Below are 22,550 nucleotides of genomic sequence, written 5' to 3'. Positions count from 1 at the left end.
GGACCGCCATGCCGCTCGACACCATCCGCCAGCAGATCCGCGCCAACTACCTGCCCGACGAAGACGCGGCTGTGAAGCGCTTGGCTGCCGCGACAGAACTTTCGGCCGATGACCGCAAAGCCGTCTCGGCCCGTGCCGCGGATCTGGTGCGCGCGGTGCGCGGCTCGTCCGACCCGCGGCTGATGGAGGTTTTTCTCTCGGCCTACGGCCTCTCCACCAAGGAAGGAGTGGCGCTGATGTGCCTGGCCGAGGCACTGCTGCGCGTGCCTGACACCGAGACTATGGACGACCTGATCGCCGACAAGATCGCACCGCATGACTGGTCGGCGCATTCGGGCGGTTCGAGCTCGATCTTCGTCAACGCCTCGACCTGGGCGCTGATGCTGACCGGCCGTGTGCTCGACGAAGGCGAGGGCGGCATTGAAGGCACGCTGCGCTCGATGGTTCGCCGACTGGGCGAACCGGTGATCCGCAAGGCGGTCGCCGCCGCCATGCGCGAAATGGGCGAGCAGTTCGTGCTCGGCCGCACCATTGCGGAAGCCGTCAAGCGCGGCAAGTCGATGATCCAGAAAGGTTATCTCTATTCCTTCGACATGCTGGGCGAGGCGGCCCGCACCGAGGCCGACGCGCTGCGCTACCTCAAGGCCTATGCCGATGCGATCTCCTCGCTCGATTCAGGCTCCAACGGTCCCGATATCCGCCAGAACCACGGCATCTCGGTCAAACTGTCGGCGCTGCATCCGCGCTACGAAGAGGCACAGAAGGAAAAGATGCTGCCGGTGATGGCCGAGCGGCTGCTGTCGCTGGCGCTGGCCGCACGCCATTCGCGCATGGGCCTCAACATCGACGCCGAGGAGGCCGACCGGCTCGACCTGTCGCTCGACATCATCGAGCGTGTGTTGTCCGAGCCGGAGCTTGCCGGCTGGAATGGCTTTGGCGTCGTCGTCCAGGCCTACGGCCCGCGCGCGGCCTTCACCATCGACTGGCTCTATGCGCTGGCGGAAAAGTACGACCGCAACATCATGGTGCGGCTGGTCAAGGGCGCCTATTGGGACACCGAGATCAAGCGGGCACAGACGCTCGGGCTTTCCGGCTACCCCGTCTTCACCCGCAAGGCCAACACCGATGTTTCCTACATGGCCTGCGCCAGGAAGTTGCTGTCGATGACCGACCGCATCTATCCGCAATTCGCCACGCACAATGCCCATACCGTCGCCGCCATCCTGTCGATGGCTGACAACCGTGACGCTTTCGAATTCCAGCGCCTGCACGGCATGGGCGAAGCGCTGCATGAGACGGTGCGCCGGGCCGAAGGCACGCGCTGCCGCATCTATGCGCCGGTCGGCGCGCACTCCGACCTCTTGGCTTATCTGGTGCGACGTCTGCTGGAAAACGGCGCCAACTCTTCCTTCGTCCATCAGCTCACCGATGAGGATGTCGAGCCGGAGGATATTGCGCGCGATCCGCTCGAGACGGTCGAGAGCCAGGGCACCGCCGCCAATCCGGCAATCGCTCGCCCCGCGGCGATATTCGGCACTGGGCGGCGCAATTCGAAGGGGTTCGACATTACCGATCCGGTGACGCTGGCGGCGATCGACAATGCCAAGGCGGCCTTTGCCGGACCCGAGCGCTGGCATGCCAAGCCGATCACGCGCGCCGCCGGCTACGGCAAGCAGCGCCCGGTGGTCAATCCGGCAAAGCCTGCCGAGATCGTCGGCACGGTCGCCGAAGCCGCTGCCAAGCAGGTCGCGACCGCGGTGCGCTTTGCTGTGGAAGCGCAGCCGGCCTGGGCGAAGCGTCCCGTCGCCGAGCGCGCCGCCATCCTCAACCGCGCCGCCGACCTCTATGAGGCCAATGCGGTCGAGTTTTTCGCGCTGGCTACAAGGGAAGCCGGCAAGTCGCTGGCCGACGGCGTGGCTGAAGTGCGCGAAGCCGTCGACTTCCTGCGTTACTACGCTGCCGAAGCGGCCAACAACGAAGCGGGCACCGAGGCGCGCGGCGCGATCGTGTGCATTTCGCCGTGGAATTTCCCGCTCGCCATCTTCACCGGCCAGATCGCGGCAGCGCTCGTCACCGGCAATTCGGTCATCGCCAAGCCAGCCGAACAGACGCCGCTGATCGCCTTCCGCGCCGTCGAGCTGCTGCGCGAGGCCGGCGTGCCGGAAGATGTGATCCAGCTTCTGCCGGGCGACGGCCCGTCGGTCGGCGGACCGCTGACCGCGGATCCGCGCATTGCCGGCGTCTGCTTCACCGGCTCGACCGAGGTTGCAAAGCTGATCGAGAAGCAACTGGCCGAGACAGCTGCGCCCGACGCCATGCTGATCGCCGAGACCGGCGGTCTCAATGCCATGATTGTCGATTCCACAGCACTGCCCGAACAGGCGGTGCGCGACATCCTGGCGTCCGCCTTCCAGAGTGCGGGCCAGCGCTGCTCGGCGCTGCGCGTGCTTTACGTGCAGAAGGATGTCGAGAAGAAGATGCTGGAGATGCTGAAGGGCGCCATGGAAGCGCTCACCATCGGCGATCCCTGGCAGATTTCGACCGATGTTGGGCCGGTCATCGATGACGAGGCGCAGAACTCGATCCGCGAGTATTGCACCAAAATGGGGCTGCAGGGCCGGCTGATCGCCAAGCTCGAAGCACCCAAAGATGGCCGCTTCGTTGCGCCGCATGTGTTCCGGGTCAAAGGCATCGAGGAGATGGAGCGCGAAGTGTTCGGTCCGGTGCTGCATGTCGCCAGCTTCGACGCCGACGGGATCGACGCCGTCATCGCCGCCATCAACCGCAAAGGCTATGGCCTGACCTTCGGCCTGCACACCCGCATCGAAGGCCGCGTCCAGCATTTCGTCGACGGCATCCATGCCGGCAACATCTATGTCAACCGCAACCAGATCGGCGCCGTCGTCGGCTCGCAGCCCTTTGGCGGCGAGGGGCTTTCGGGCACCGGGCCGAAGGCCGGCGGGCCGCATTATCTCCGGCGGTTCCGCAAGGGGCCGGAGGCGGGCACGGAGATTGCCGAGGGCCACAAGGTGACGGCGACCGAACTGGCCGACAATCTGCCCGATCCGACGCTTGGCGGCTGGTCGACGAGGCCGGACCGCATCGCCATTTTGAGAAAACATCTGCGCGGCAAGGGCGCTGCAGCCATCGGCGCTGCAGCCGCCATCGATTTCGGCCAGGTCGACCTGCCCGGACCGACCGGCGAGGCCAACACGCTGTCGCTGTCGCCGCGTGGCCGGGTGCTGTGCCTCGGTCCGGACGCCGACACGCTGCTTGCCCAGACGATCCAGGCGCTGGCCGCCGGCAATGCGGTGCTGGCCGTGGCGCCGGGCGCGCCGGCAGCACTGTCGGCGCTGACCGGCAAGGGGTTGCCGCTGGCGGCCATAGACGGTCGGCCAGACCCAGTCGAAGCGCGTTCGCTGCGCGTCGATGTCGTCGCCTTCTCGGGCAGGCCCGAGGCGGCGCGGATCGTGCGCAAGGTCATTGCCGACCGCAGCGGGCCGATCGTGCCGCTGGTCAGCGAGGTGCTCAACCCGGCGGCCTATGCGCATGAACGCGCTGTCTGCGTCGACACCACGGCTGCCGGCGGCAATGCCAGCCTGCTCGCGGCGGCCTAGGGGGCTTTTCGCGGCTCGCTTGCCTGCGTCGGGTTGCAAGGGTATGCGCAAGGGATAGAGAGCAACTCGAGCGGGGCAGCCGAACAGATGGAAGACACGTCCCGACCGATTGAGCTGCCGCGGGTGGCGGTGGTCATCACCTGCTTCAACTATCGGCCGTACGTCGAACAGGCGATCCGCTCGGTGCTTGCGCAGACCTACCGGAATTGGGAATGCGTCATCGTCGACGATGCCTCGACGGACGGCTCGGCCGACCAAGTCCGCCAGCTCCTAAGGGATATAGACGACCCGCGCCTGCGCCTGATGGCGCGCACGGAGAATGGTGGGCAGATCGCGGGATTCCGCGACGGCTTTGCCGCAACCGCCGCGCCTTTCGTCGCGTTTCTGGATTCCGATGACGTGTGGCTGCCGGATTTTCTCCTGGCGCATCTGTCCGCCCACCTCAACACGACGCATTCGGCCGCACTGTCGAGTTCCGATGTGTTCCTTGTCGATGGCGACGGCACCTTGCTGGGCGGTACCTTCCTTGCCTTGCGCAAACCGCGGTCCGGAGCGGATCGCAGTGGCGTCGCCATCGCGCCCGGTGGCAGGCTTGCCGGCATGGCGCCCGGGATCGCCTACGCATCGGAGCATCCGGTAACCTATTTCGCACCTGCGGTGACGGGCTGGCTGTGGTCGCCATGCTCGGCGATCATGTACCGGCGTGGCGCGCTGGAACCGGTATTGTCCTTCCCGTTCAAGGCCAAGGTCGGGACGGATTATCTGACGGCGACACTCGCGCACCAGGCCGGCGGCAGCCTCATCCTGTCAGAAGGTCTCGGCCTCTATCGCCTGCATGGCTCCAACCTGTCCACCGGAACTGCCTTTGCCGGCGGCAATGTGCGGCAAACGCCTGCATACAGGAGCTACAGGAGCGTGTTGGCGGCGGATGCCGCAGACTATTTGCTGGCGAATTCTGCCTGGCTCAGCGATCTCAACGGGCGCAATTTCATACCTGCATTCCTGATGCAGCATGTGCGCCAGTTCCCGGAGCTGGCCGGTGATCCGCGGTTGGCGCGCTACCTGACACGCGGACAGCCCTGGCGGCGGCTGCGCCTGCACATTGCCCAGTGGCTTCGGCGACTGGGCGGCCGGAATTCAACCGGAACATGACGGCATCTGCAGGTCGTCAGATCTCGTCGACGGGTGAAATCTCAATCAGGCGCCTTCGACAACCGAAAAGCCTTCGAACTGCGGATGGCCGAGATAATGCACCTTCGAGGTGCCGGTGTTGCGATGGGCGGCGCGAAAATTCTCGGATTTGGTCCAGGCGACGAAATCCTCATGGCTTGCCCACACCGTGTGCGAGGCAAACAGCGTGTAACCCTCGGCCTCGTTGACCGGGCCGCGCAGCAAGTGGAATTCCCTGAAGCCTTCCATCTTCGAAAGGCTGGAATCGCGGTTCTTCCAGACATCCTCGAAAGCGGTCTCCGAGCCGTTCTGGACCTTGAAGCGGTTCATGGCGATGTACATTGGGCTTCCTCTTGAATTGATGGACGATTTGGCGAAGGTCTGCGAGCTGGTTAAAACGGACCGATCCGCGCCCTGAACACCCAACTTGATAATCCGGTCTCGGGTGGAATGGGCGGGAACGGGGCTTGCTGGCGCACCAGTTTCAAAGCGAATTGGTCTAGTTCGGCAGACCCTGAACTTTCGACAAGTTGCAAGTCGCTGACGCTGCCGTCAGCCATGACGACGAAATAGACCCTGGCATTGTTGCGAGCCTTGGCTTGAATTTCCTTCGAAACGCGCCGGTTAGCGCGGGCAAGCTTCTTTTGAATTTCACCGCCGTAACGAGATTCCATCGCATTGCCAGCCGCGTCCTGGTTTTTACCCTTGCTGGCAACCGCCGGTGCGTCGCGTTCTTCGCCATCTGCCGCACCGCGGGTATCTCCAGATCCGGCTGGAGGGGTCGGCCGCGGGCTCGGGACTGGTGGTTTGGCAGCAGGCAAATCAACGGCGGGCTCGTCGGCGGGCGGTGCCTCTGAACTTTGCGTTTGAACCCCTGGTGGAGTCGACGTCTCAGCGCTTGGGGCGACAGTTTGATCATTCGGGATGGCGGCCGTCAGTGTATCTGGCGCGGCGGTCGCCTGTTCGGCGGCTTCCGGCGCAGGCTTGGGCGCCGCCGGCTCCTTTACCGGTTGAGGCGCCTCGGTCGGCGGCACGGGTCGAACGGCCTCGGGCTTGGCCGGCTGCGGATCGGTTACCAGGGTAACATCGACCGCGTCGGGAGCCTGGCTGTCCAAGGCGCTGCCGACCACCTCGGCGCCCGATTGGTCGGTGCCTTCGGATTGTATCGCGTTACTGGAATCGAATGTCCCTGCGGGTCCGATGAAGAACGCCGCTGCGGCAGCGGCATGGAGCAGGCAGGACGCGACGATCGCCACAGTCCATTTGCGGTCCGCGGCTGCCGGCTGTGCGAGCTCGTCCATCGTAATCGCCGGTTCGTTGCCGGCGTCGGGGAGGGGGGTGATGTCCTGCATGGTTCGCGGCGAGACCTGCCGCGAGCGGGGTGGGATTGTCAAATCAAGATCGGTTGCCGGCCATGACGGCGGAGCTGCGACGGGTCGTGTCGCATTGTCGTGCAGGAAGGCGGGATGCAGGCCCACCTCAGACGCCGAATGCGATACCGGTCTTGGTCTGCGTCTTCAGGCCGCGCATGCAGGCGCCCGGTTCGACGCCGGCGCATTCGGTGGCGCTGTTGATCAGCACGCGGCTGAGTTTGGTGCAGTCGGTGCCGGCGAGGTCGAAGCGGGTCACCTTGGTCTTGCCGGCCGGCAGGTCCTTGAAGTCGAGCACGCTCAGGCGGTCGACAATGCCGGCCTCGTTGAACAGCGCGATTTCGAATGCCGCCTTGGAAAGATCGGCGCCGAGCGCATTGTTGACGACGAAGGTCAGCCGGCAACCCTTTTCGGAGGGCTGCGCGGCATTGAGCTCGAGGCTGAGTTGCGGAGCCGACGCGGACTGAGCCCACGCCGGCATCAAGCCAAGCGACATCGCCAGCGTCGAGGTCAGGAGGCGAAGCGATGCCGTCAAACTTGTCATGGGTGTCAGCCTCCAAAGCGCATGGTTGCGGCCAGCTTCAGCGTGATGCCGGGTTCATAGATGACGGCGGTGGTACCGCCGTTCAGCGGGTTGGTGTATTTGACGTCGAACAAATTGTCGGCGCGGAAGTCCACCTTCAGATTGTCGGTGGCCTGGTAACTGGCGAAGGCGTTGACCAGAGTATAATCCTTGGCCACGGGGTTGCCCTTCGGCTTGCCGTTGTACTGCACCTCGCCGCCGACGGTCAGCTTGTCCTGAAGGAAGCGGAAGCCGAGCTGCCCGGTGACCTGCGAGGACGGGATGGTGGCAAGGTCGGCCCGCTCGCCTTCATCGGAGATGGTGTGGCCGTTGATGATCGAGGCTGAGAGGCCAGCATAGCCCCAGCCGGCATCGTAGACGCTTTCCAGTTCGAAGCCGTTGATCTTGGCCTGGGCGACATTCTGGTACTGGAAGCAGATCGGGATGCCGGGGCCGAACGGGCAACCGCTGGTCGGGTCGAATGCCGACAACGTGACGCCTTCGATGTAGTCGTCGACATCGTTGTGGAAGTAGCCGGCCTTGAGCCGGAACGCGTCGCCGGCCTCGATAAGGTCGTCCAGCTTGTAGTTGACGCCGAACTCGGTGGTCTTGCCGGTTTCAGGCCGCAGGTTTGGGTTGGGCAGGAACGGGAAGGTGACGCCTGCCGGATGGTTGCCGCTGATCAGCGTTTCGGTCAGCGACGGCGAGCGGTAGCCTTCCGCGTAGGTGCCATAGAACTGCAGGCCCGCCAGGCTGGCGCTTTCGAAGGGCGTGACACCAACGGTGATGCGCGGCGACAGCCTGGCGCCTGAGGTTTCGTTGTCCGAATCCTTCAGGCTGTAATTGTCGTAACGCAGACCGGTGATGACCTCGAGCCAGTCCCAGCTCAGCCTGTCCTGGATATAGGCGCCCGAAACGTTGCGCTTGCCCGACGGCGTATAAAAACTGTCGCCGCCCGACGTGCCGCCGGTCTCGACATCGTCGCCGACCCAGTCGCCGCCATAAGTCAGCTCATGCGAGATGCCGGCGGTCTCGAAGCGCGACGTGTTCCAGATGTCGATGCCGGTCGTGCCGACACCGAAGGTCGACGTTGAGCCTGCCGGAAGCACGACGGGAAGACCGGTTACCGGATCGAAGCGGTTTTGCGAAACAAGCGTGGTGAGGTCGAGATTGGTCTTGTTGTAGGAGGCGTTGATGTGGAGATCGAGCCAGCTCCTGGCGTCGTCAGTGATGTTGTAGCGGGCGGTGAAGGTGTTCGACTTCAGGTCGACGTCGTTGGCCGGCACGCCGCCGCTGGTTTCCGTCCAGCCGTCGCTCGAGCCGACCCAGCCGAGCTTCAATTCGCTGTTCTCGCTCGGGCGGATTGTGGTCTTGAGCAGGCCGCTCAGCAGGTCGAAGCCGGTGCCGTCGACGGTGTCGCCGCTGCCATTCTTGTAGTCGCCGTAGTCGCGGTAGACGATGTTGCCCAGCACATCCAAATCGTCGTTGAATTTGTAGGCGCCGCTGGCACTGGCGGTCCAGCCCTTGCCGTTGCTTTCATAGCGCCCGGTGACGGAGCCGGCCCAGGTTTCGCCCGGTCTGAGGAAATCCACCGCATCCTTGGTGTCGAAGAAGACGACGCCGCCAATGGCGCCGGAGCCGTAGGTGTTGGCGGTCGGTCCGCGAATGACGTCAACGGATTTGATGAGCTCGGGATCGACATAGAAGGTCGACTGCGTGCCGTGGTCTGAGCGCTGGAAATTCTGCCTGGCACCGTCGATGATGACGGCGACGCGACCGAAATCCTGCAGGCCGCGGATGTTGATGCTGGAGCTGACGCGTCGCGCATCGGCCTGCACGGCGACACCAGGCACACCGAGCAGCATTTCGTTCGGCGTCGTCGCCATGCGGCGGTCGAGCTGTTCCTGGTCGACATGGCTGGCTGAGGCCAGCGATTCGATTGCCGTCTTGCCGGTGCGGCTGATGACGAGGATCTTGTCCAGCAGGGTCGCGCCGGCGGGCGCCGGCTTGGTGTCCTCGGTTTTCCTGGTCTGGTCGGCCTGGTCAGCGGCCGGCTGAGCGCTGGCCGGCGATGTCAGCAGCGCGATCGTCGCTGCCCCCGCAAGCAAGGCTGCCATTGCCTTTGCCATAGGCCGATGCACCGGATCGGCGTTCGCCAGACCCAGTCGTCCACAATTTCCCAAGCCCATGCCCCAACTCCAAAATTCCAGGTTCGATGCTGGCTGGCTTGGTGCTCGCTGGCATTTTTCATTCTGTCCGGCGTCTTAAATGTTGACACATTTGGTCCGGTATTGCACTGACTAATAAACATGATGATTAAAGTCAAGAAATGAATCGGCATTTGCAACGCCTAGCCAGTTGCCCGGCACAGGAAAGGGATCGAAAGAGATGAACACCCACAATCCCAACGACTTCCGTTACCGCGTCCGCCGTTCCGAGGAGACGCCGACCCGCTTCGACCGGGTGCCGCTGGCGGTGCGGACGCTGTCCTCCAACACGCTGTTCCAGGGCGAGCACGAGATTGGCATCGAGCACCATGGCGCGCTCTATCGGCTGAAGATCACCCGCCAGGGCAAGCTCATCCTCAACAAGTGATGAAACAGCCAGGCAGGCCAAAACGCCAGGCAGGACAGGTAAGCAGGACATGGACCAGCGCGTAAAACCCGCACCGCATGAAATCCGGCGAGCGCGGGCAGACAATCCGAAAGCGCGCGAGCGCGATCTTGCCGCCGAGCTCGGTATTTCCGAAGCCGAACTGGTCGCCGCGCATTGCGGCGACGGTGTCGTGCGCGTCGAGCCCAGGGTCAACGATCTGCTGACCGGCCTCGATGCCGTTGGCGAAGTGATGGCACTGACCCGCAACGAAAGCGCGGTGCACGAGAAGATCGGGGTCTACGACAAGGTTGTCACAGGTGCGCACAATGCCATGGTACTGGGCGAAAACATCGACCTGCGTATCTTTCCAAAGGTCTGGGCGCATGGCTTTGCCGTCGAGAAGCGCGACGGCGGCGACATCCGCCGCAGCCTGCAATTCTTCGACGCGGCCGGCGATGCGGTGCACAAGGTGCATCTGCGGCCGGCGTCCAATCTCTATGCCTACCAGAAGCTCGTGGCCGCACTCGAATCGCCGAACCAGGAGGCGACTGTGTCTATCGCAGGCCTGGCCGACGACGACGCGGAGACGTCGGGCGTTGCCGCAGACACCGACGATCTGCGTGACCGCTGGAGCCGGCTGACCGACGTCCACCAGTTCTTTGGCATGTTGAAAACGCTGAAGCTCACCCGCCACCAGGCCGTGCGCATGGTCGGCCAGGACTATGCCTGGCTGCTCGACAATAACGCCATCGGCGCCATGTTCCACCATGCCGCCGCCGACGGCATGCCGATCATGTGTTTTGTCGGAAACCGAGGCTGCATCCAGATCCATTCCGGTCCCGTCAAGTCGATCAAGCCGATGGGGCCGTGGATCAACGTCATGGACGAGACGTTCCACCTGCATCTGCGCACCGACCACATCCAGGAGGTGTGGGCGGTGCGCAAACCGACCAAGGACGGTCATGTTACCTCGCTCGAAGCCTATGGCGCCGACGGCAAGATGATCATCCAGTTCTTCGGCAAGCGCCATGAAGGCGAGGGCGAGCGCGACGACTGGCGGTTCCTTGCCGAGAACCTGCCGCGCATTCCAAGCCCGACCGCAGCCTGAGGAAACGACGATGATTTCACTGTTCAGGACGCTTGCCGCGGCCATGGGCCTGTCGCTGTTTATTGCCGCCCCAGTGCCGGCCAGCGAGAACGTGGCCGTGTTTGCCGACACGTCGCGGATCGTGGCGATCGGCGGTTCGATCACCGAGATCGTCTACGCGCTTGGCGAGGAAGGTCATCTCGTCGCCCGCGATTCGACCAGCCGCTACCCCGCCGCCGCGGTCGCGCTGCCCGACGTCGGCTATATGCGCCAGCTGTCGCCGGAAGGCGTGTTGTCGGTCAATCCTTCGGGCATTCTGGCGCTGCATGGCAGTGGGCCGAAGGAAGCGGTCGATGTGCTGAAAAAGTCGAGCGTTCCGTTCATCGACGTGCCCGAGCATTACAGCCATGACGGCATCCTGGAAAAGATCCGCATCGTCGGCAAGGCGCTTGGCGTCGACGCCAAGGCCGAGACGCTGGTGGCTGAGACCGACGCCAAGCTGAAGGCGGCCGAGAAGCAGACGGCGTCGATCAAGCAGCGCAAGCGCATCCTGTTCGTGCTGTCGATCCAGGGCGGCAAGATCCTGGCCGCCGGCACCGACACCGCCGGTGATGGCATCATCAAGCTCGCCGGTGCGGTCAACGCCGTCGAAGGTTTTTCCGGCTACAAGCAGATGTCCGACGAGGCCATCGTAACCGCCAGGCCGGACGTGATCCTGGCGATGAAAAATGCCGGACCGCCGATTGCGGAGGCCGAGCTTTTCGCCATCCCGTCGATCACCTCGACGCCGGCGGGTGAAGGCCGCAAACTGATCCTGATGGATGGCAGCTATCTGCTCGGCTTCGGGCCGCGCACGGCCGATGCCATCCACCATCTCGCAGTCTCGCTCTATTGCAGCCAGGTCACGGACTGAGCCGATGGTGGATCAGTCGGTCGCCGGCGCGGCGCGCAAGATGGCCGAGGGCGATCGTTCCGGGCGCGCGCGCCTGGTTATTTTGCTCCTGTGCGTGGCCCTTGCCCTTTCGCTGTTCCTGTCTCTGAGGTCGGGCGCTTCCGATGCATCGGCCGTCGGTGTCATTCGTGACTGGCTAACCGGCGCCGTGCCGGCCGACGCCGCGCTTGGCGCCCGCGACCGGCTGATCGTCTACGACATCCGCATGCCGCGCGTGCTGCTCGGCGTGGTGATCGGTGCGGCGCTGGCCGTATCGGGCGCGGTCATGCAGGGCCTGTTTCGCAATCCGCTCGCCGATCCCGGCCTGATCGGCGTTTCAGCCGGTTCCAGCCTCGGCGCCGTCGCCGTCATCGTGCTCGGCACAACATGGCTGGCGCCGCTCACTTTGGCGCTCGGCGGCATGGCCTTGCCGCTCGCCGCTTTCTGCGGCGGCCTTGCGGTCACGCTGGTGCTCTACCGCGTCGCCACGCGGCAGGGGCGCACCTCGGTCGCCACCATGCTGCTTGCCGGCATTGCGCTCGCAGCCCTTGCCATGGCGCTGACCGGTATCCTGATTTTCATGGCCGACGACCGGCAGTTGCGCGACCTGACCTTCTGGCAGCTGGGCTCGCTTGGCGGCGCGACCTGGCCGAAGATCGCTTCCGTCGGGCCGATCATCGTGCTGGCGCTTGCGGCAATGCCGTTCCTGGCCAAAGGCCTCAACGCCCTGGCGCTCGGCGAGGCGACGGCCGGACATCTCGGCATCCCGGTACAGCGGCTGAAATACACCGCGATCGTCGGCGTCTCGGCAGCGGTCGGCGCCTCTGTCGCAGTCGCGGAGGCATCGGTTTTGTCGGCATCGTCGTGCCGCATCTCTTGCGGCTGCTGATCGGTCCGGACAATCGCTATCTCTTGCCGGCATCGGCGCTGCTCGGCGCCTCGATGCTGCTTCTTGCCGACGCAGTTGCCCGCGTCATCGTGGCGCCGGCCGAATTGCCAATCGGCATCGTCACGGCGATCGCCGGCGCGCCGTTCTTCCTCTGGATCCTGCTGCGCAAGCGCGGCGTAATCGACTTGTGAGGCGGCATGATCGAAGCACGCGATGTCTCGGTAGCGATCGGCGGCAAGCGCATTGTTGCCAATGTCGATTTCGTCGCGCGGCCGGGCGAAATTGCGGCAGTCGTCGGACCCAACGGCTCGGGCAAGACGACGTTTTTGAAGGCGTTGTCGGGCGATCTGGCGTTTGTGGGGACAGTGGCCGTCAACGGGCGCGATCTCACGGCGATGAGGCCGGTGGAGGCCGCCACTGTGCGTGCCGTGCTGCCGCAGGCCGCGACGCTGTCCTTTCCCTTCACGGTGCACGAAGTGGTCAGGCTCGGCCTTATCGGCGGCCGTTCCGGCGTTCTGCCGGGCGAAGATGATCGTCTGCCCGAGCGGGCGCTGGCGCGGGTCGACCTCGACGGCTTTGCCGGCCGCTTCTATCAGGAGCTTTCGGGCGGCGAACAACAGCGTGTGCAGCTGGCGCGCGTGCTGTGCCAGGTCTGGGCGCCGGTGCTGGACGGCAAGCCGCGCTATCTCTATCTCGACGAGCCGGTCTCCAGCCTTGATATCAAGCACCAGCTGATCATCATGAACATCGCCCGCGATTTCGCCCGGCGCGGCGGCGGTGTGATCGCCATCCTGCACGACCTCAATCTGACGGCCATGTATGCCGACCGGATTTTCGTGATGCATCGCGGCCGGCTCGCCGCCGACGGTTCACCGCAGGAGGTGCTGAGCGACGATCTGATCGAAAAGGTGTTCGATTGTCGGCTAAGGGTCGGTGTGTTGCCGGCGGCGAACATGCCGTTTGTCTTGCCGCAGTCAGCCGCCTAAAGCGCGTCGCGTTTGAACGAACTCAGGCGACGCGCTTTAGGTCTTTGTCTTTATGCATGTCGTTGTCTCAAAACCGGGGCCACTTTTGAGCGACATGCACTAGAAAACTCAGGCGGCCGGTGCTCGCTGGACCAGCATGTCGATGCCGAGCAAATGACGCACATTCGGGCGCGCCGCCACCATATCGGCGATGGTGTAGCGGGAGAGTACGGCAAAGAAGGCGTTGAGCGCCTCGCGCAGCGCCGAATTCAGCTGGCAGCTGTCGACCAGCGGGCATTCGGCGGCGTCGTTTTCGAAGCACTCGGCCATGGCGAAGCTCTCTTCGGTCACCCGTACGACGTCGAACAGGCTGATCTGCTCGGCGGGGCGGCCGATCCTCACGCCGCCATTCCTGCCGCGCACCGTCTCGACCAGGCCATGCTCGACCAGCGGCTGCAGGATCTTGAACAGGAAAAGCTCCGACACCGAATAGGCGGCCGCAATCTCGGGGATGCGGCTCAGGCGATCGTTGTTGGCGGCGCAATACATCAGGATGCGCATGGCGTAGTTGGTCTGGCGCGTCAGCCGCATTTAATTCCTCACCCGAGTGCTGGCGCGCTGGAACTGCACCAGATTTTAGATTGTGCTGGTGCGGCTTTCTCACCCGGAGTTTCGGATTCGCCCACACTGGCCTGATCGGAATATGGCCTATACCTTGGAACAATTCCAGACTGGGATTGCATGATAGATGAACATTCTTGTCAACTTTGCGTGCGAAACCGGCAATCCCCGGACGAAATCGGCCCATCCGATCATGCTACGGGCCCAAACACCCCCTAAATAGCCCATGCCAGATAGCCAAGAGATCGATGAGGAGCGGCGTATCATGTCCCAATCGGCCTCGTCCCTGGCGCCTGGCGGTTTTGATGCCGAGACGGGCGCCAAGCTTTTCGCGTTGCGGCGGACAAAGTTCCTCGCCACGGCTGCGCTGGTGCTTTGCGTCGTGGTTTTTGCCGTGGCCAAATCGTCCGAGGCCAAGTATCCGTGGCTGGGCTTCGTGGCGGCCTTCGCCGAGGCGGCGACCATTGGCGGCCTGGCCGACTGGTACGCGGTTGTGGCGCTGTTCAAGCGGCCGCTGGGCCTGCCGATCCCGCACACCGCCATCATCCCAGCGAACCAGAACCGCATCGCCGATAATCTGGGCCGCTTCATCGAGGTCAATTTTCTGGCGCCGGAGCCGGTGCGGGAAAAGCTGGCCGAGGTCGATTTTGCAGCACTCGTCGCCGACTGGCTGACTGACGCCGAACGCTCTGCCGGCCTGTCACGCTTCGTCGTACGGCTGGTCCCGCAGACGCTTGCGGCGATCGAGCAATCCGGCCTGCGCGGCTTCGTCACCAGCCGCATGCTGGAGCAGATCGACAAGGTGCCGCTGGCGCCGCTCGCGGCCGAATTGCTGTCGGCACTGACCGACGACCGCCGCCACCAGAAACTCTTCGACGAATTCACCAGGGTGATCGGCCGGTTCCTGAACGATGAAGAGGCGCTGGCGACCATGCGCGAGAAAATCCGCGAGGAATTGCCGTCGCTGTTCAACCTGTTCAGAGCCGACGCCTATCTGCTGAAGAAGATAGTCGCTTCCGCCGGTTCGCTGCTTGACGAGGTGCGGGCCGACCCCGACCATCCGATGCGCGCCGAATTCGACCGTTTCGCGCACAGCTTCATCGAGCGGCTCAGAACCTCGAAGCAATACGCCAAACGGGCCGAGAAGCTGAAACGCGATTTCCTGGCGCGGCCGGAAGTGAAGTCGCTCGCCGGCGACATGTGGCAGAGCCTCAGCCTGTTCATCGAACAGGACGCCAAGGCGGAGAATTCGATTGTTCGCGCGCATCTCGCCAACATGTTCGTCGAGGTCGGCCGCCATCTCTCAGGCGATCCACAGATCAGGGCCGACATGAACCAGGGCTTTGTCGTGGCGCTGTCGTCGTTCGTCGAGAGCCAGAAGAGCGGTGTGTCGACATTCATCGCCGACCAGGTCAAGCGCTGGGACCTTGCCCAACTGACGAGGCTGATCGAGATGAACATCGGCAAGGACCTGCAATATATCCGCTTCAACGGCATGATTATCGGCGGATTGGCGGGTATCGTGCTCTACACGGCGGAGAGGCTGTTTCTCGCTGGCTGATGCTGCATTTGCCGCTGAATTGCTTGGGCGTCCGAATGGACACACGGCGCGCGAGTGCTATTGTCCAGAACAGGGTTCAGCATTTGCGACACTGGGGAGCACGAGCAATGGCCAAACAACCCGACTCCGATTCGTTCCTTGACATGTTCAGCCGGTTCGGCCGTGACCTGAAGGTGCCGAATGTCGAGGCGATCCTCGCGCATCATCGCAAGAACCTCGAGGCCCTGGAAAGATCGGCGCGGGCGGGAGCTGCCGGCGCGACCTCATTGTTGTCCAGACAGCGCGAGATGCTGCAGGACACGCTGCGTGAAGTCAGCGACATGGCGCAGAGCTACAAGGCGCCGGGCAATCCCCAGGAACTGATGACAAAACAGGCGGAGTTCGCCAGGAAATCCTTCGAAGCCGCCCTGAAAAATGCCGGCGAAGTGGCCGAGCTGGTCAAGAAATCCGGCACCGAATCGATCGAAATCCTGCGCAGCCGCATCAAGGAAGCGATGGAGGAAATCCGCTCGGGCTATGACAAGAAGTGACTCTCAACGCAACCATGAGAGGAGCGGGCCGGTTGCGGCGCATGAGCATGGACGAGGGACGCTGTTTGGCGGAAAATGGCGGAACGGAATCGCAACGGGCGAATTGACAGGAGCCGTCCGTTCGTGGTCCGAGGCACTGGGAGCCACCGGGAAAGCAGGAATGACGGAACTACGGCCGAAAACGCCGCCGACCTTCGAGCAGTTAAGGGCGATGGCCGGGCAGGAGCTCGGCGTGTCGGAATGGACGACCGTCGACCAGAACCGCATCAACCAGTTTGCCGAATGCACAGGCGACCATCAGTGGATCCACGTCGATCCGGAGCGGGCGAAGCGGCAGAGCCCATTTCGCACCACGATCGCGCATGGCTATCTGACGCTGTCGATCATCGGCGCGCTGGCGCTGGGCATGGGCATCGTCCCCGAAAACACGCAAGCCGCCTTCAATTACGGCTTCGACAAGGTGCGGTTCCTGGCGCCCGTCAGGGTCGGCGCACGCATCCGGCTGCGCACGACGCTGTTGTCGGTGGAGGACAAGGGGCCGGGCCAGTATCTGATGAAGGCCGCCAATACGGTCGAGATCGAGGGCGAACAGAGGCCGGCGCTGACCGCCGAAACGCTGGTCATGCTTTATGAGCGGCGCAAGCGGGCGGGAGCGTAAGCTCCCTATCTTCGGTCATGATGGCTGTTGCCGCACCGACAGCCTGCCGCCGGCGCGGGTCGAGAGCAGTGCCAGCAACAGCGCAGCCACCGCCAGGACCGTTGCCGTCTGAAAGGTAACCTGCATGCCGTGCGCGGCTGCCGCTGAGGTCAGCATGTCCTGGCTTTGCCGTTCTCCCGTCGAGGCAGCCGCAAAAATGGCGCCCATAAGCGATGCGCCGGTGATCAGGCCGAGATTGCGCGACAGATTGAGCAGGCCGGACACCACGCCGCGCTCGCCGGCAGCGACACCGCTCATGACGGCGGCATTGTTGGATGTCTGGAACAGGGCGTACCCGAAGCAGGTGACGGCGATCGGCACGATATAGCTGGCAATGCCGAGTTTTGTTGCGGCGAGCGACAACAATGAGGTTCCGACGGCAAGACTGAACAGTCCGACGACCATCATCCTGTGCGCGCCGAAGCGATCGGTGAGGCGGCCGGCGATAAGTGCCGAGAGCGCGGAGACCAGCGGACCTGTCGACAGGACCACGCCGACCATCGCAGCATTGAGCCCCAGCCCTCGCGACAAATAGAACGGAGCGACCACCAGGGTCGCCATCATCACTGTGGCGACAACGAGGTTCGTGGCGAGGCTGGCGCTGAGCCGGATGTCGTACAACCGGGCAAGCCGGATCAAGGGATTCTTCGCCCTCTTCTGCGCGACGCCGAACAGAACGACGCCGATGCCGGCGGCAACCAGCAGGCCGGTGTTGAGGGCGCCGAAATGGCCGTGGCCGAGCGTCATGGCCAATGCATAGGCAGTGAGCGTCAAGGCGAGCAAGACCGTCCCGATCGCCTCGAACCCGCCTTGAACGCCCGCAGCCTTGCCGCGGGCGGGCAGGGCCAGCCAGGCGATAGCGAAGGCCGCGACGCCGAGCGGCACATTGACGAGGAAGATCGCCCGCCAGCCAAAGCCGGCAATCAGAAAGCCGCCGAGCGAGGGGCCGAGCGTCGTGCCGATCGCCGACATGGCGCCGAGCAGACCCATGGCGCTGCCGGTTCTCTCCTTGGCTACGGTCTCCGCGACAAAGGCCAGCGTCAGCGCCATCATCAGCGCGGCACCCAGCCCTTGCACGGCGCGCGCCGCGATCAGCAGCCAGAGCGTCGGCGCCAGGCCGCAGAGCACCGAGGCCAGTGTGAACAGCGCGATGCCGCCGAGCAGCAACGGCCGGCGGCCGACCATATCGGCCAGCCGACCGGCGCTGACGATCAGGGCCGTGATGGCGAGCAGATAGGCGAGAACCACCCATTGCACGGACTGGAACGGCGCACCGAACGCCTGCATGAGGGAAGGCAGTCCGACGCTGGCAATGCTGGTTCCAAGCGACGACAGCAGCGTGGCGAGCGACAGGCTGGCCAATGCCAAGACAGGAGAGTGGGCCAGGCCTGCGGACCGGGTTTTCTGCGGCGCCGATGTGCACTCGTTCTGCTCAGCAATTGCCATGGCGATTTCCTCCTTGTCAGTCCCGCAACCGGACCTGTCGGAGATCTAGTCGTCAGGGTGGAGTGGCGGAAGGCGCAGCATTTGCATCTTATTCGTGCACCAAACGCCATGGCATGTGCTACAATCCGCCAATGACATCGCCCGACCTCAATCTGCTGTTCGCTCTCGACGTCCTGCTGACCGAAGGTAGCGTGGCTCGCGCGGCAACCCGGCTGCGGCTCAGCCCTTCGGCGATGAGTCGCACCCTGGCGCGACTGCGCGAAGCGACCGGCGACCCGCTGCTGGTTCGGGCCGGTCGAGGCCTTGTGCCGACGCCGCGCGCGGAGGCATTGCGGCAGCAGACCGGCCGTGTCGTCCAGGAAGCAGAAACGTTGCTGCGCCCTGCCAGGCCTCTCGATCTCGCGAAGCTGAACCAGATCTTCACGCTGCGCACCAATGAAGGGTTCGTCGAGGAGTTCGGGCCGCGTCTTGTCGCTCGCATACAGGCCGAGGCGCCGGGCGTGCGGCTGCGATTTGCGCCGAAAGCCGACAAGGATGTCGCCTCGTTGCGCGACGCCGACATCGACCTCGAAATCGGCGTTGCCGGCGAGGCCGGACCTGAAGTGCTGATACAGGCGCTGTTTCGCGACCGGTTCGTCGGCGCCGTAGGAGCCGGCCATCCCTTGAGCGAAGGCGCGGTGACGCCTGAACGCTACGCGGCCGGCCGCCACATCAGCGTTTCACGGCGGGGTCGGGAAAGAGGGCCGATCGATCAGACTTTGGCGCTGCTCGGCCTGCAGCGAACCGTGGCGTGCATGGTCTCCGGCTTTTCGGCTGCACTCGCCATGGCGCGCGCTTCGGACCTTATTGCCAGCGTGCCCGAACGGCACACGCAAGGCGCACGCGCCGGCATGGTCAGCTTTCCGCTGCCGGTCGCCACGGTGGAGGTCACCATCTCGATGCTCTGGCATCCACGGCTCGATGCCGATCCGGCGCAACGCTGGCTGCGAGATTGCGTTCGGAAGGTCTGCGCGGCCTCCCGCTGAGCGCTCAGCGCGCCATTGCCGCCTTGAGCACCCTGAAAATCCGCTCGTCCTGGCACTGGGCAACGTTGAAGCGCAGGAACCGGCTGGCGGTTCCCGACAGGCTGAATGCATTGCCGGGCGCCAGCACGATGTTGTCGGCCAATGCACGGCGAGCAATTTCAGCCGCATCCACGCCATCCGGCAGGCTGCACCACAGGAACAAGCCGGCCGGTTGGTCGATCCAGGGCGTGATGCCGATCGCCTTCAGGCGCGCGCCCGTCTCACCCATGGCGCGGGAAAGCCGCGCGCGCAGCAATTCCATGTGCTTGCGGTAGCTGCCGTCCCTAAGCAGCGTCAGCACCAGTTCGGCCGCCAGCCGGCCGCCGCCGAAGGTGGTGGCAATCTTGAGGTCGGTGAGTTGCTCGATCCAGTCGCGCGGTGCCGCGATGAAGCCGCAGCGAACCGACGCCGATAGCGTCTTGGAGAAGCTGCCGATATGGACGACGCGGTTGAGGCCGTCGAACGCCGCCAGCCGAGGCGCTGGGCTGTGCTCGAAATCGGCGAAGATGTCGTCCTCGACGATGGTCAGGTCCGACTGGTCGGCGAGCTTCAGCAGCCGGTGCGCGGTGACCGGCGACAGGATCGCGCCGGTCGGGTTGTGGATGGCGGAATTGGTGATGTAGAGGCGCGGCCTGTGCTCGGCGAGCGCCTGCGCGAACAGCTCGATATCAGGCCCCGATGGCGTGTAGGGCACGCTGACGACCTTGGCGCGGTGGGCGCGCAGCAGCGCGTGAAAATTGAAATAGCAGGGGTCGTCGACTAGCACGGTATCGCCCGGTTCGATCAGGAAGCGGCACAGAAGATCGATGGCCTGCGTGCCCGATTCGGTCAGCATGATCTGTTCGGGCGAGACCTCGATGCCATGGCCAGCCATGCGCCGCGCGAGCAATTGCCTGAGCGGCGGCAGGCCGAGCGGCGTGCCGTAATCGGCTAGGTCGACATCGTCGGCGCGCGCCACGGTGCGCAGCGCCCGGCGCAAGGCCCCCTGCGGCATCCATGAGGCCGGCATCCAGCCGCAGCCGGGTTTCAGCATCTCGTCGCCGGCTTCCAGCGACTGGCGCGAGACCCACAGCGGATCGACAGCGCGGTCGAGCCGCGGGCCTATCTCGGCCAGCGACAGTGGCGCCAGCGATCCGGCGGCATAGAAACCCGAGCCCGGCCGTGAGCGTATCGCGCCTTCGGCAGCGAGCCGCTCATAGGCTTCGACCACGGTCGACTTGGACACCTGCATGGCCTTGGCAAAGGCGCGGATCGAAGGTAGCCGCGCGCCTGGCGTCAGGCTGCGCGCCGATATCCGCTGGCGGATGGTCGCCATGACAGTTTCCACAAGCGTGGTCGCGACAGGAGGGTGCGCATTGCCGGTTTCCAAAATGAGTTCGGTCATCTGTATTGCTCTGATAGCCATTACAGTTTTGCGGAATTGTACTGCATTGTCTCTGGCTGCACCATAGGCACTTGCCCGATAGAGGGCGAAAGCAATGGAGCCTGGAATGGACAAAACCGCGAGCGGCTGGATGAACGGATTCATCGGCGTGCTGATCTTCTCAGGCTCGCTGCCGGCAACGCGCGTGGCCGTGGCCGATTTCGATCCGATATTCCTGACTTCGGCCCGCGCCGCGATTGCCGGACTTCTCGGTCTCGCCATGCTGATGCTGTTTCGGCAGAAACGCCCGGAGCGCGGCGATTTTCTGTCGCTGGTGATCGTCGCCCTTGGCGTGGTTGTCGGCTTTCCCTTGCTCACCGCGCTGGCGCTGAAGCACGTCACCTCCGCCCATTCCATCATCTTCGTCGGCCTGCTGCCGCTGGCCACCGCGATCTTCGGCGTGCTGCGCGGTGGCGAGCGTCCGCGCCCGGCCTTCTGGCTGTTTTCCTGCATCGGCAGCGCGCTGGTCGCCGGTTTTGCCCTGATGCAAGGCGTAACGGCCTCACCTGTCGGCGACGGCCTGATGCTGGCCGCCATCATCGTCTGCGGCCTGGGCTATGCCGAGGGGGCGGCATTGTCGCGCAGGCTGGGCGGCTGGCAGGTGATCTGCTGGGCGCTGGCGATCTCGCTGCCGATCATGCTGGTTCTGACCTTTGCGACGCTGCCGTCGTCCTTCGCCGGCGTCGGCTCCGGCGCCTGGGCGGGTCTCGCCTACGTCTCGCTGTTCAGCATGCTGATCGGCTTCGTCTTCTGGTATCGCGGCCTCGCGCAGGGCGGCATCGCGGCGGTCGGGCAGTTGCAGCTGCTGCAGCCTTTTTTCGGCCTGGCGCTGGCAGCGTCGCTGCTGCACGAGCAGGTCAGTCCGCTGATGATTGTTGTCACGCTCGGCGTGGTGGCCTGCGTGTTCGGGGCGAAGAAATTTGCACGCTAGGAGTTTGGTGGTGGAGGGCGACTCCGCCCTAGAACTTCGTCACCACCCCAATGCCAATCCCCTCGAACCCGCCCATCGCCATCAGCGCCGCAGGCGCCTCATCAAGGCTGATCTTCTTGCCGACCAGCAGTTCGGGCTTGAGCTTGCCGGTGCGGATCATCTCCATCATGGCGGGGTAGCGGTAGGCCTGCATGCCGTGGCTGCCGAGGATTTCGAGCTCGAAGGCGATCACCTTGTCCATCGGCACTTGCGGGCGGGCATGTTCGCCCAGCATCAGGCCGACCTGCACGTGGCGGCCGCGCCGGCGCAGATTGGCAATCGAGTTGAACGATGTCGTGGGGTGGCCGAGCGCGTCCATCGACATATGCGCGCCGCCATTGGTGATCTGCTTGACCGCCTTGACCACGTTCGGCGTGGTCGCGGCGTTGATGGTCGCCACGGCGCCGATCTTTTTGGCGAAGTCCAGTTTCTCGTCGGTGAGGTCAATGGCGATGACATTGGCGCCCATGGAACTGGCGATCATGATCGCCGACAGGCCGACGCCGCCGCAGCCATGCACCGCCACCCATTCCCCCGGCGTCACCCGGCCCTGGTCGACAATGGCGCGAAACGAGGTGACGAAGCGGCAGCCGAGGCTGGCGGCGGTGGCGAACTCCATCTCCTCGGGCAGGCGTACGAGATTGGTGTCGGCATGCTCGATAGCGACATATTCGGCAAACGATCCCCAGGCGGTGAATCCCGGCTGCGTCTGGTGTTCGCAGACCTGATGATTGCCCGAATTGCATTCGAAGCAGCGGCCGCAGCCGACGCAGAACGGCACGGTGACGCGCTCGCCGGCCTTCCAGCGGGTGACCTGCTTGCCGACGGCGACGACGATGCCGGCCAGTTCATGGCCCGGCACATGCGGCAGTGTGATGCCATCGTCATGGCCCATCCAGCCATGCCAGTCGCTGCGGCAGAGCCCGGTCGCCTCGACCTTGATGACGACGCCGTCGGCGGCCGGTTTAGGATCCGGCACGGTCTGGATTCTCGGCGCTTCGCCGAATTTTTCGAAGACGACGGCTTTCATCGGCAACTCTCCGTGCTCTGCT

General features: G+C 64.4%; 19 protein-coding genes and 1 pseudogene. 12 read left to right on the top strand and 8 right to left on the bottom strand.

Annotated elements, in window-relative coordinates:
• Nucleotides 1-8: 8 nt before the first annotated feature.
• A complete protein-coding gene (gene putA / locus ACYG9V_RS22860) occupies nucleotides 9-3,617 on the top strand; it encodes a bifunctional proline dehydrogenase/L-glutamate gamma-semialdehyde dehydrogenase PutA (protein ID WP_352763533.1) in 3,609 nt (1,202 codons plus the stop codon).
• An 87-nt stretch (nucleotides 3,618-3,704) separates the two neighbouring features.
• Nucleotides 3,705-4,769, top strand: coding sequence for a glycosyltransferase (locus tag ACYG9V_RS22855; protein WP_352535306.1), 1,065 nt, complete (start codon nucleotides 3,705-3,707; stop codon nucleotides 4,767-4,769).
• A 45-nt stretch (nucleotides 4,770-4,814) separates the two neighbouring features.
• Here the strand turns inward: ACYG9V_RS22855 and ACYG9V_RS22850 are convergent, their stop codons facing one another.
• From ACYG9V_RS22850 to ACYG9V_RS22835, 4 genes are all read right to left on the bottom strand, one after another.
• Complete coding sequence (locus ACYG9V_RS22850) at nucleotides 4,815-5,129, bottom strand: antibiotic biosynthesis monooxygenase family protein (RefSeq protein ID WP_023688161.1); 315 nt, start codon at nucleotides 5,127-5,129, stop codon at nucleotides 4,815-4,817.
• Between the two features lie 50 nt (nucleotides 5,130-5,179).
• Nucleotides 5,180-6,139, bottom strand: coding sequence for an energy transducer TonB family protein (locus tag ACYG9V_RS22845; RefSeq protein ID WP_023673857.1), 960 nt, complete (start codon nucleotides 6,137-6,139; stop codon nucleotides 5,180-5,182).
• Nucleotides 6,140-6,266: 127 nt separating this feature from the next.
• Nucleotides 6,267-6,701, bottom strand: a complete 435-nt coding sequence (locus tag ACYG9V_RS22840; protein ID WP_023673858.1) for a hypothetical protein — start codon at nucleotides 6,699-6,701, stop codon at nucleotides 6,267-6,269.
• A 5-nt stretch (nucleotides 6,702-6,706) separates the two neighbouring features.
• Nucleotides 6,707-8,836 carry a TonB-dependent hemoglobin/transferrin/lactoferrin family receptor gene (locus ACYG9V_RS22835; protein ID WP_352763535.1) on the bottom strand — a complete coding sequence of 710 codons (2,130 nt, stop codon included), beginning with the start codon at nucleotides 8,834-8,836 and terminating at the stop codon, nucleotides 6,707-6,709.
• A 271-nt stretch (nucleotides 8,837-9,107) separates the two neighbouring features.
• Between ACYG9V_RS22835 and hemP the strand changes: the two genes are divergently transcribed.
• The 5 genes and pseudogenes from hemP (at nucleotide 9,108) to ACYG9V_RS22810 (ending at nucleotide 13,207) form a co-directional block, all read left to right on the top strand.
• Nucleotides 9,108-9,314 carry a hemin uptake protein HemP gene (gene hemP, locus ACYG9V_RS22830; protein WP_023673860.1) on the top strand — a complete coding sequence of 69 codons (207 nt, stop codon included), beginning with the start codon at nucleotides 9,108-9,110 and terminating at the stop codon, nucleotides 9,312-9,314.
• A 49-nt stretch (nucleotides 9,315-9,363) separates the two neighbouring features.
• Nucleotides 9,364-10,422 (top strand): hemin-degrading factor, encoded by a 1,059-nt coding sequence (locus ACYG9V_RS22825; RefSeq protein ID WP_027050318.1) that lies wholly within the window; start codon nucleotides 9,364-9,366, stop codon nucleotides 10,420-10,422.
• 10 nt (nucleotides 10,423-10,432) lie between these two features.
• On the top strand, nucleotides 10,433-11,314 hold the full coding sequence (locus ACYG9V_RS22820) for a heme/hemin ABC transporter substrate-binding protein (RefSeq protein ID WP_027050319.1): 882 nt from the start codon (nucleotides 10,433-10,435) through the stop codon (nucleotides 11,312-11,314).
• 4 nt (nucleotides 11,315-11,318) lie between these two features.
• Nucleotides 11,319-12,412 (top strand): annotated as a pseudogene (locus tag ACYG9V_RS22815) (FecCD family ABC transporter permease).
• Nucleotides 12,413-12,418: 6 nt separating this feature from the next.
• The gene (locus tag ACYG9V_RS22810) at nucleotides 12,419-13,207 is read left to right on the top strand and encodes a heme ABC transporter ATP-binding protein (protein WP_023707864.1); all 789 of its coding nucleotides are present in this window, start codon (nucleotides 12,419-12,421) and stop codon (nucleotides 13,205-13,207) included.
• Between the two features lie 108 nt (nucleotides 13,208-13,315).
• On the opposite strand, the gene rirA is transcribed toward ACYG9V_RS22810, so the two are convergent.
• Complete coding sequence (rirA, locus tag ACYG9V_RS22805; RefSeq protein ID WP_023672640.1) at nucleotides 13,316-13,777, bottom strand: iron-responsive transcriptional regulator RirA; 462 nt, start codon at nucleotides 13,775-13,777, stop codon at nucleotides 13,316-13,318.
• A 295-nt stretch (nucleotides 13,778-14,072) separates the two neighbouring features.
• Here rirA and ACYG9V_RS22800 point away from each other — a divergent pair, with 295 nt between their 5' ends.
• The 3 genes from ACYG9V_RS22800 to ACYG9V_RS22790 all read left to right on the top strand — a co-directional run bounded on the left by ACYG9V_RS22800 (nucleotide 14,073) and on the right by ACYG9V_RS22790 (nucleotide 16,556).
• Complete coding sequence (locus tag ACYG9V_RS22800) at nucleotides 14,073-15,368, top strand: DUF445 domain-containing protein (RefSeq protein ID WP_023691056.1); 1,296 nt, start codon at nucleotides 14,073-14,075, stop codon at nucleotides 15,366-15,368.
• 107 nt (nucleotides 15,369-15,475) lie between these two features.
• Complete coding sequence (locus ACYG9V_RS22795) at nucleotides 15,476-15,898, top strand: phasin family protein (RefSeq protein WP_023672638.1); 423 nt, start codon at nucleotides 15,476-15,478, stop codon at nucleotides 15,896-15,898.
• Between the two features lie 160 nt (nucleotides 15,899-16,058).
• Nucleotides 16,059-16,556, top strand: coding sequence for a MaoC family dehydratase (locus tag ACYG9V_RS22790; RefSeq protein WP_023681725.1), 498 nt, complete (start codon nucleotides 16,059-16,061; stop codon nucleotides 16,554-16,556).
• 15 nt (nucleotides 16,557-16,571) lie between these two features.
• Here the strand turns inward: ACYG9V_RS22790 and ACYG9V_RS22785 are convergent, their stop codons facing one another.
• Nucleotides 16,572-18,041, bottom strand: coding sequence for an MFS transporter (locus tag ACYG9V_RS22785; RefSeq protein WP_352763537.1), 1,470 nt, complete (start codon nucleotides 18,039-18,041; stop codon nucleotides 16,572-16,574).
• Nucleotides 18,042-18,172: 131 nt separating this feature from the next.
• On the opposite strand from ACYG9V_RS22785, the gene ACYG9V_RS22780 reads away from it, so the two are divergent.
• A complete protein-coding gene (locus tag ACYG9V_RS22780) occupies nucleotides 18,173-19,066 on the top strand; it encodes a LysR family transcriptional regulator (protein WP_352763539.1) in 894 nt (297 codons plus the stop codon).
• Nucleotides 19,067-19,070: 4 nt separating this feature from the next.
• Here the strand turns inward: ACYG9V_RS22780 and ACYG9V_RS22775 are convergent, their stop codons facing one another.
• On the bottom strand, nucleotides 19,071-20,489 hold the full coding sequence (locus ACYG9V_RS22775) for an aminotransferase-like domain-containing protein (RefSeq protein ID WP_023739060.1): 1,419 nt from the start codon (nucleotides 20,487-20,489) through the stop codon (nucleotides 19,071-19,073).
• Nucleotides 20,490-20,595: 106 nt separating this feature from the next.
• On the opposite strand from ACYG9V_RS22775, the gene ACYG9V_RS22770 reads away from it, so the two are divergent.
• The gene (locus ACYG9V_RS22770; RefSeq protein ID WP_352763542.1) at nucleotides 20,596-21,459 is read left to right on the top strand and encodes a DMT family transporter; all 864 of its coding nucleotides are present in this window, start codon (nucleotides 20,596-20,598) and stop codon (nucleotides 21,457-21,459) included.
• A 28-nt stretch (nucleotides 21,460-21,487) separates the two neighbouring features.
• Here the strand turns inward: ACYG9V_RS22770 and ACYG9V_RS22765 are convergent, their stop codons facing one another.
• A complete protein-coding gene (locus tag ACYG9V_RS22765; RefSeq protein ID WP_023688171.1) occupies nucleotides 21,488-22,528 on the bottom strand; it encodes a zinc-dependent alcohol dehydrogenase family protein in 1,041 nt (346 codons plus the stop codon).
• Nucleotides 22,529-22,550: the final 22 nt, after the last annotated feature.

The organism is Mesorhizobium sp. W016 (assembly GCF_054719485.1).
The sequence above is the reverse complement of the archived record's forward strand: the minus strand, read 5'-3'. Positions and strand labels throughout refer to the sequence as shown.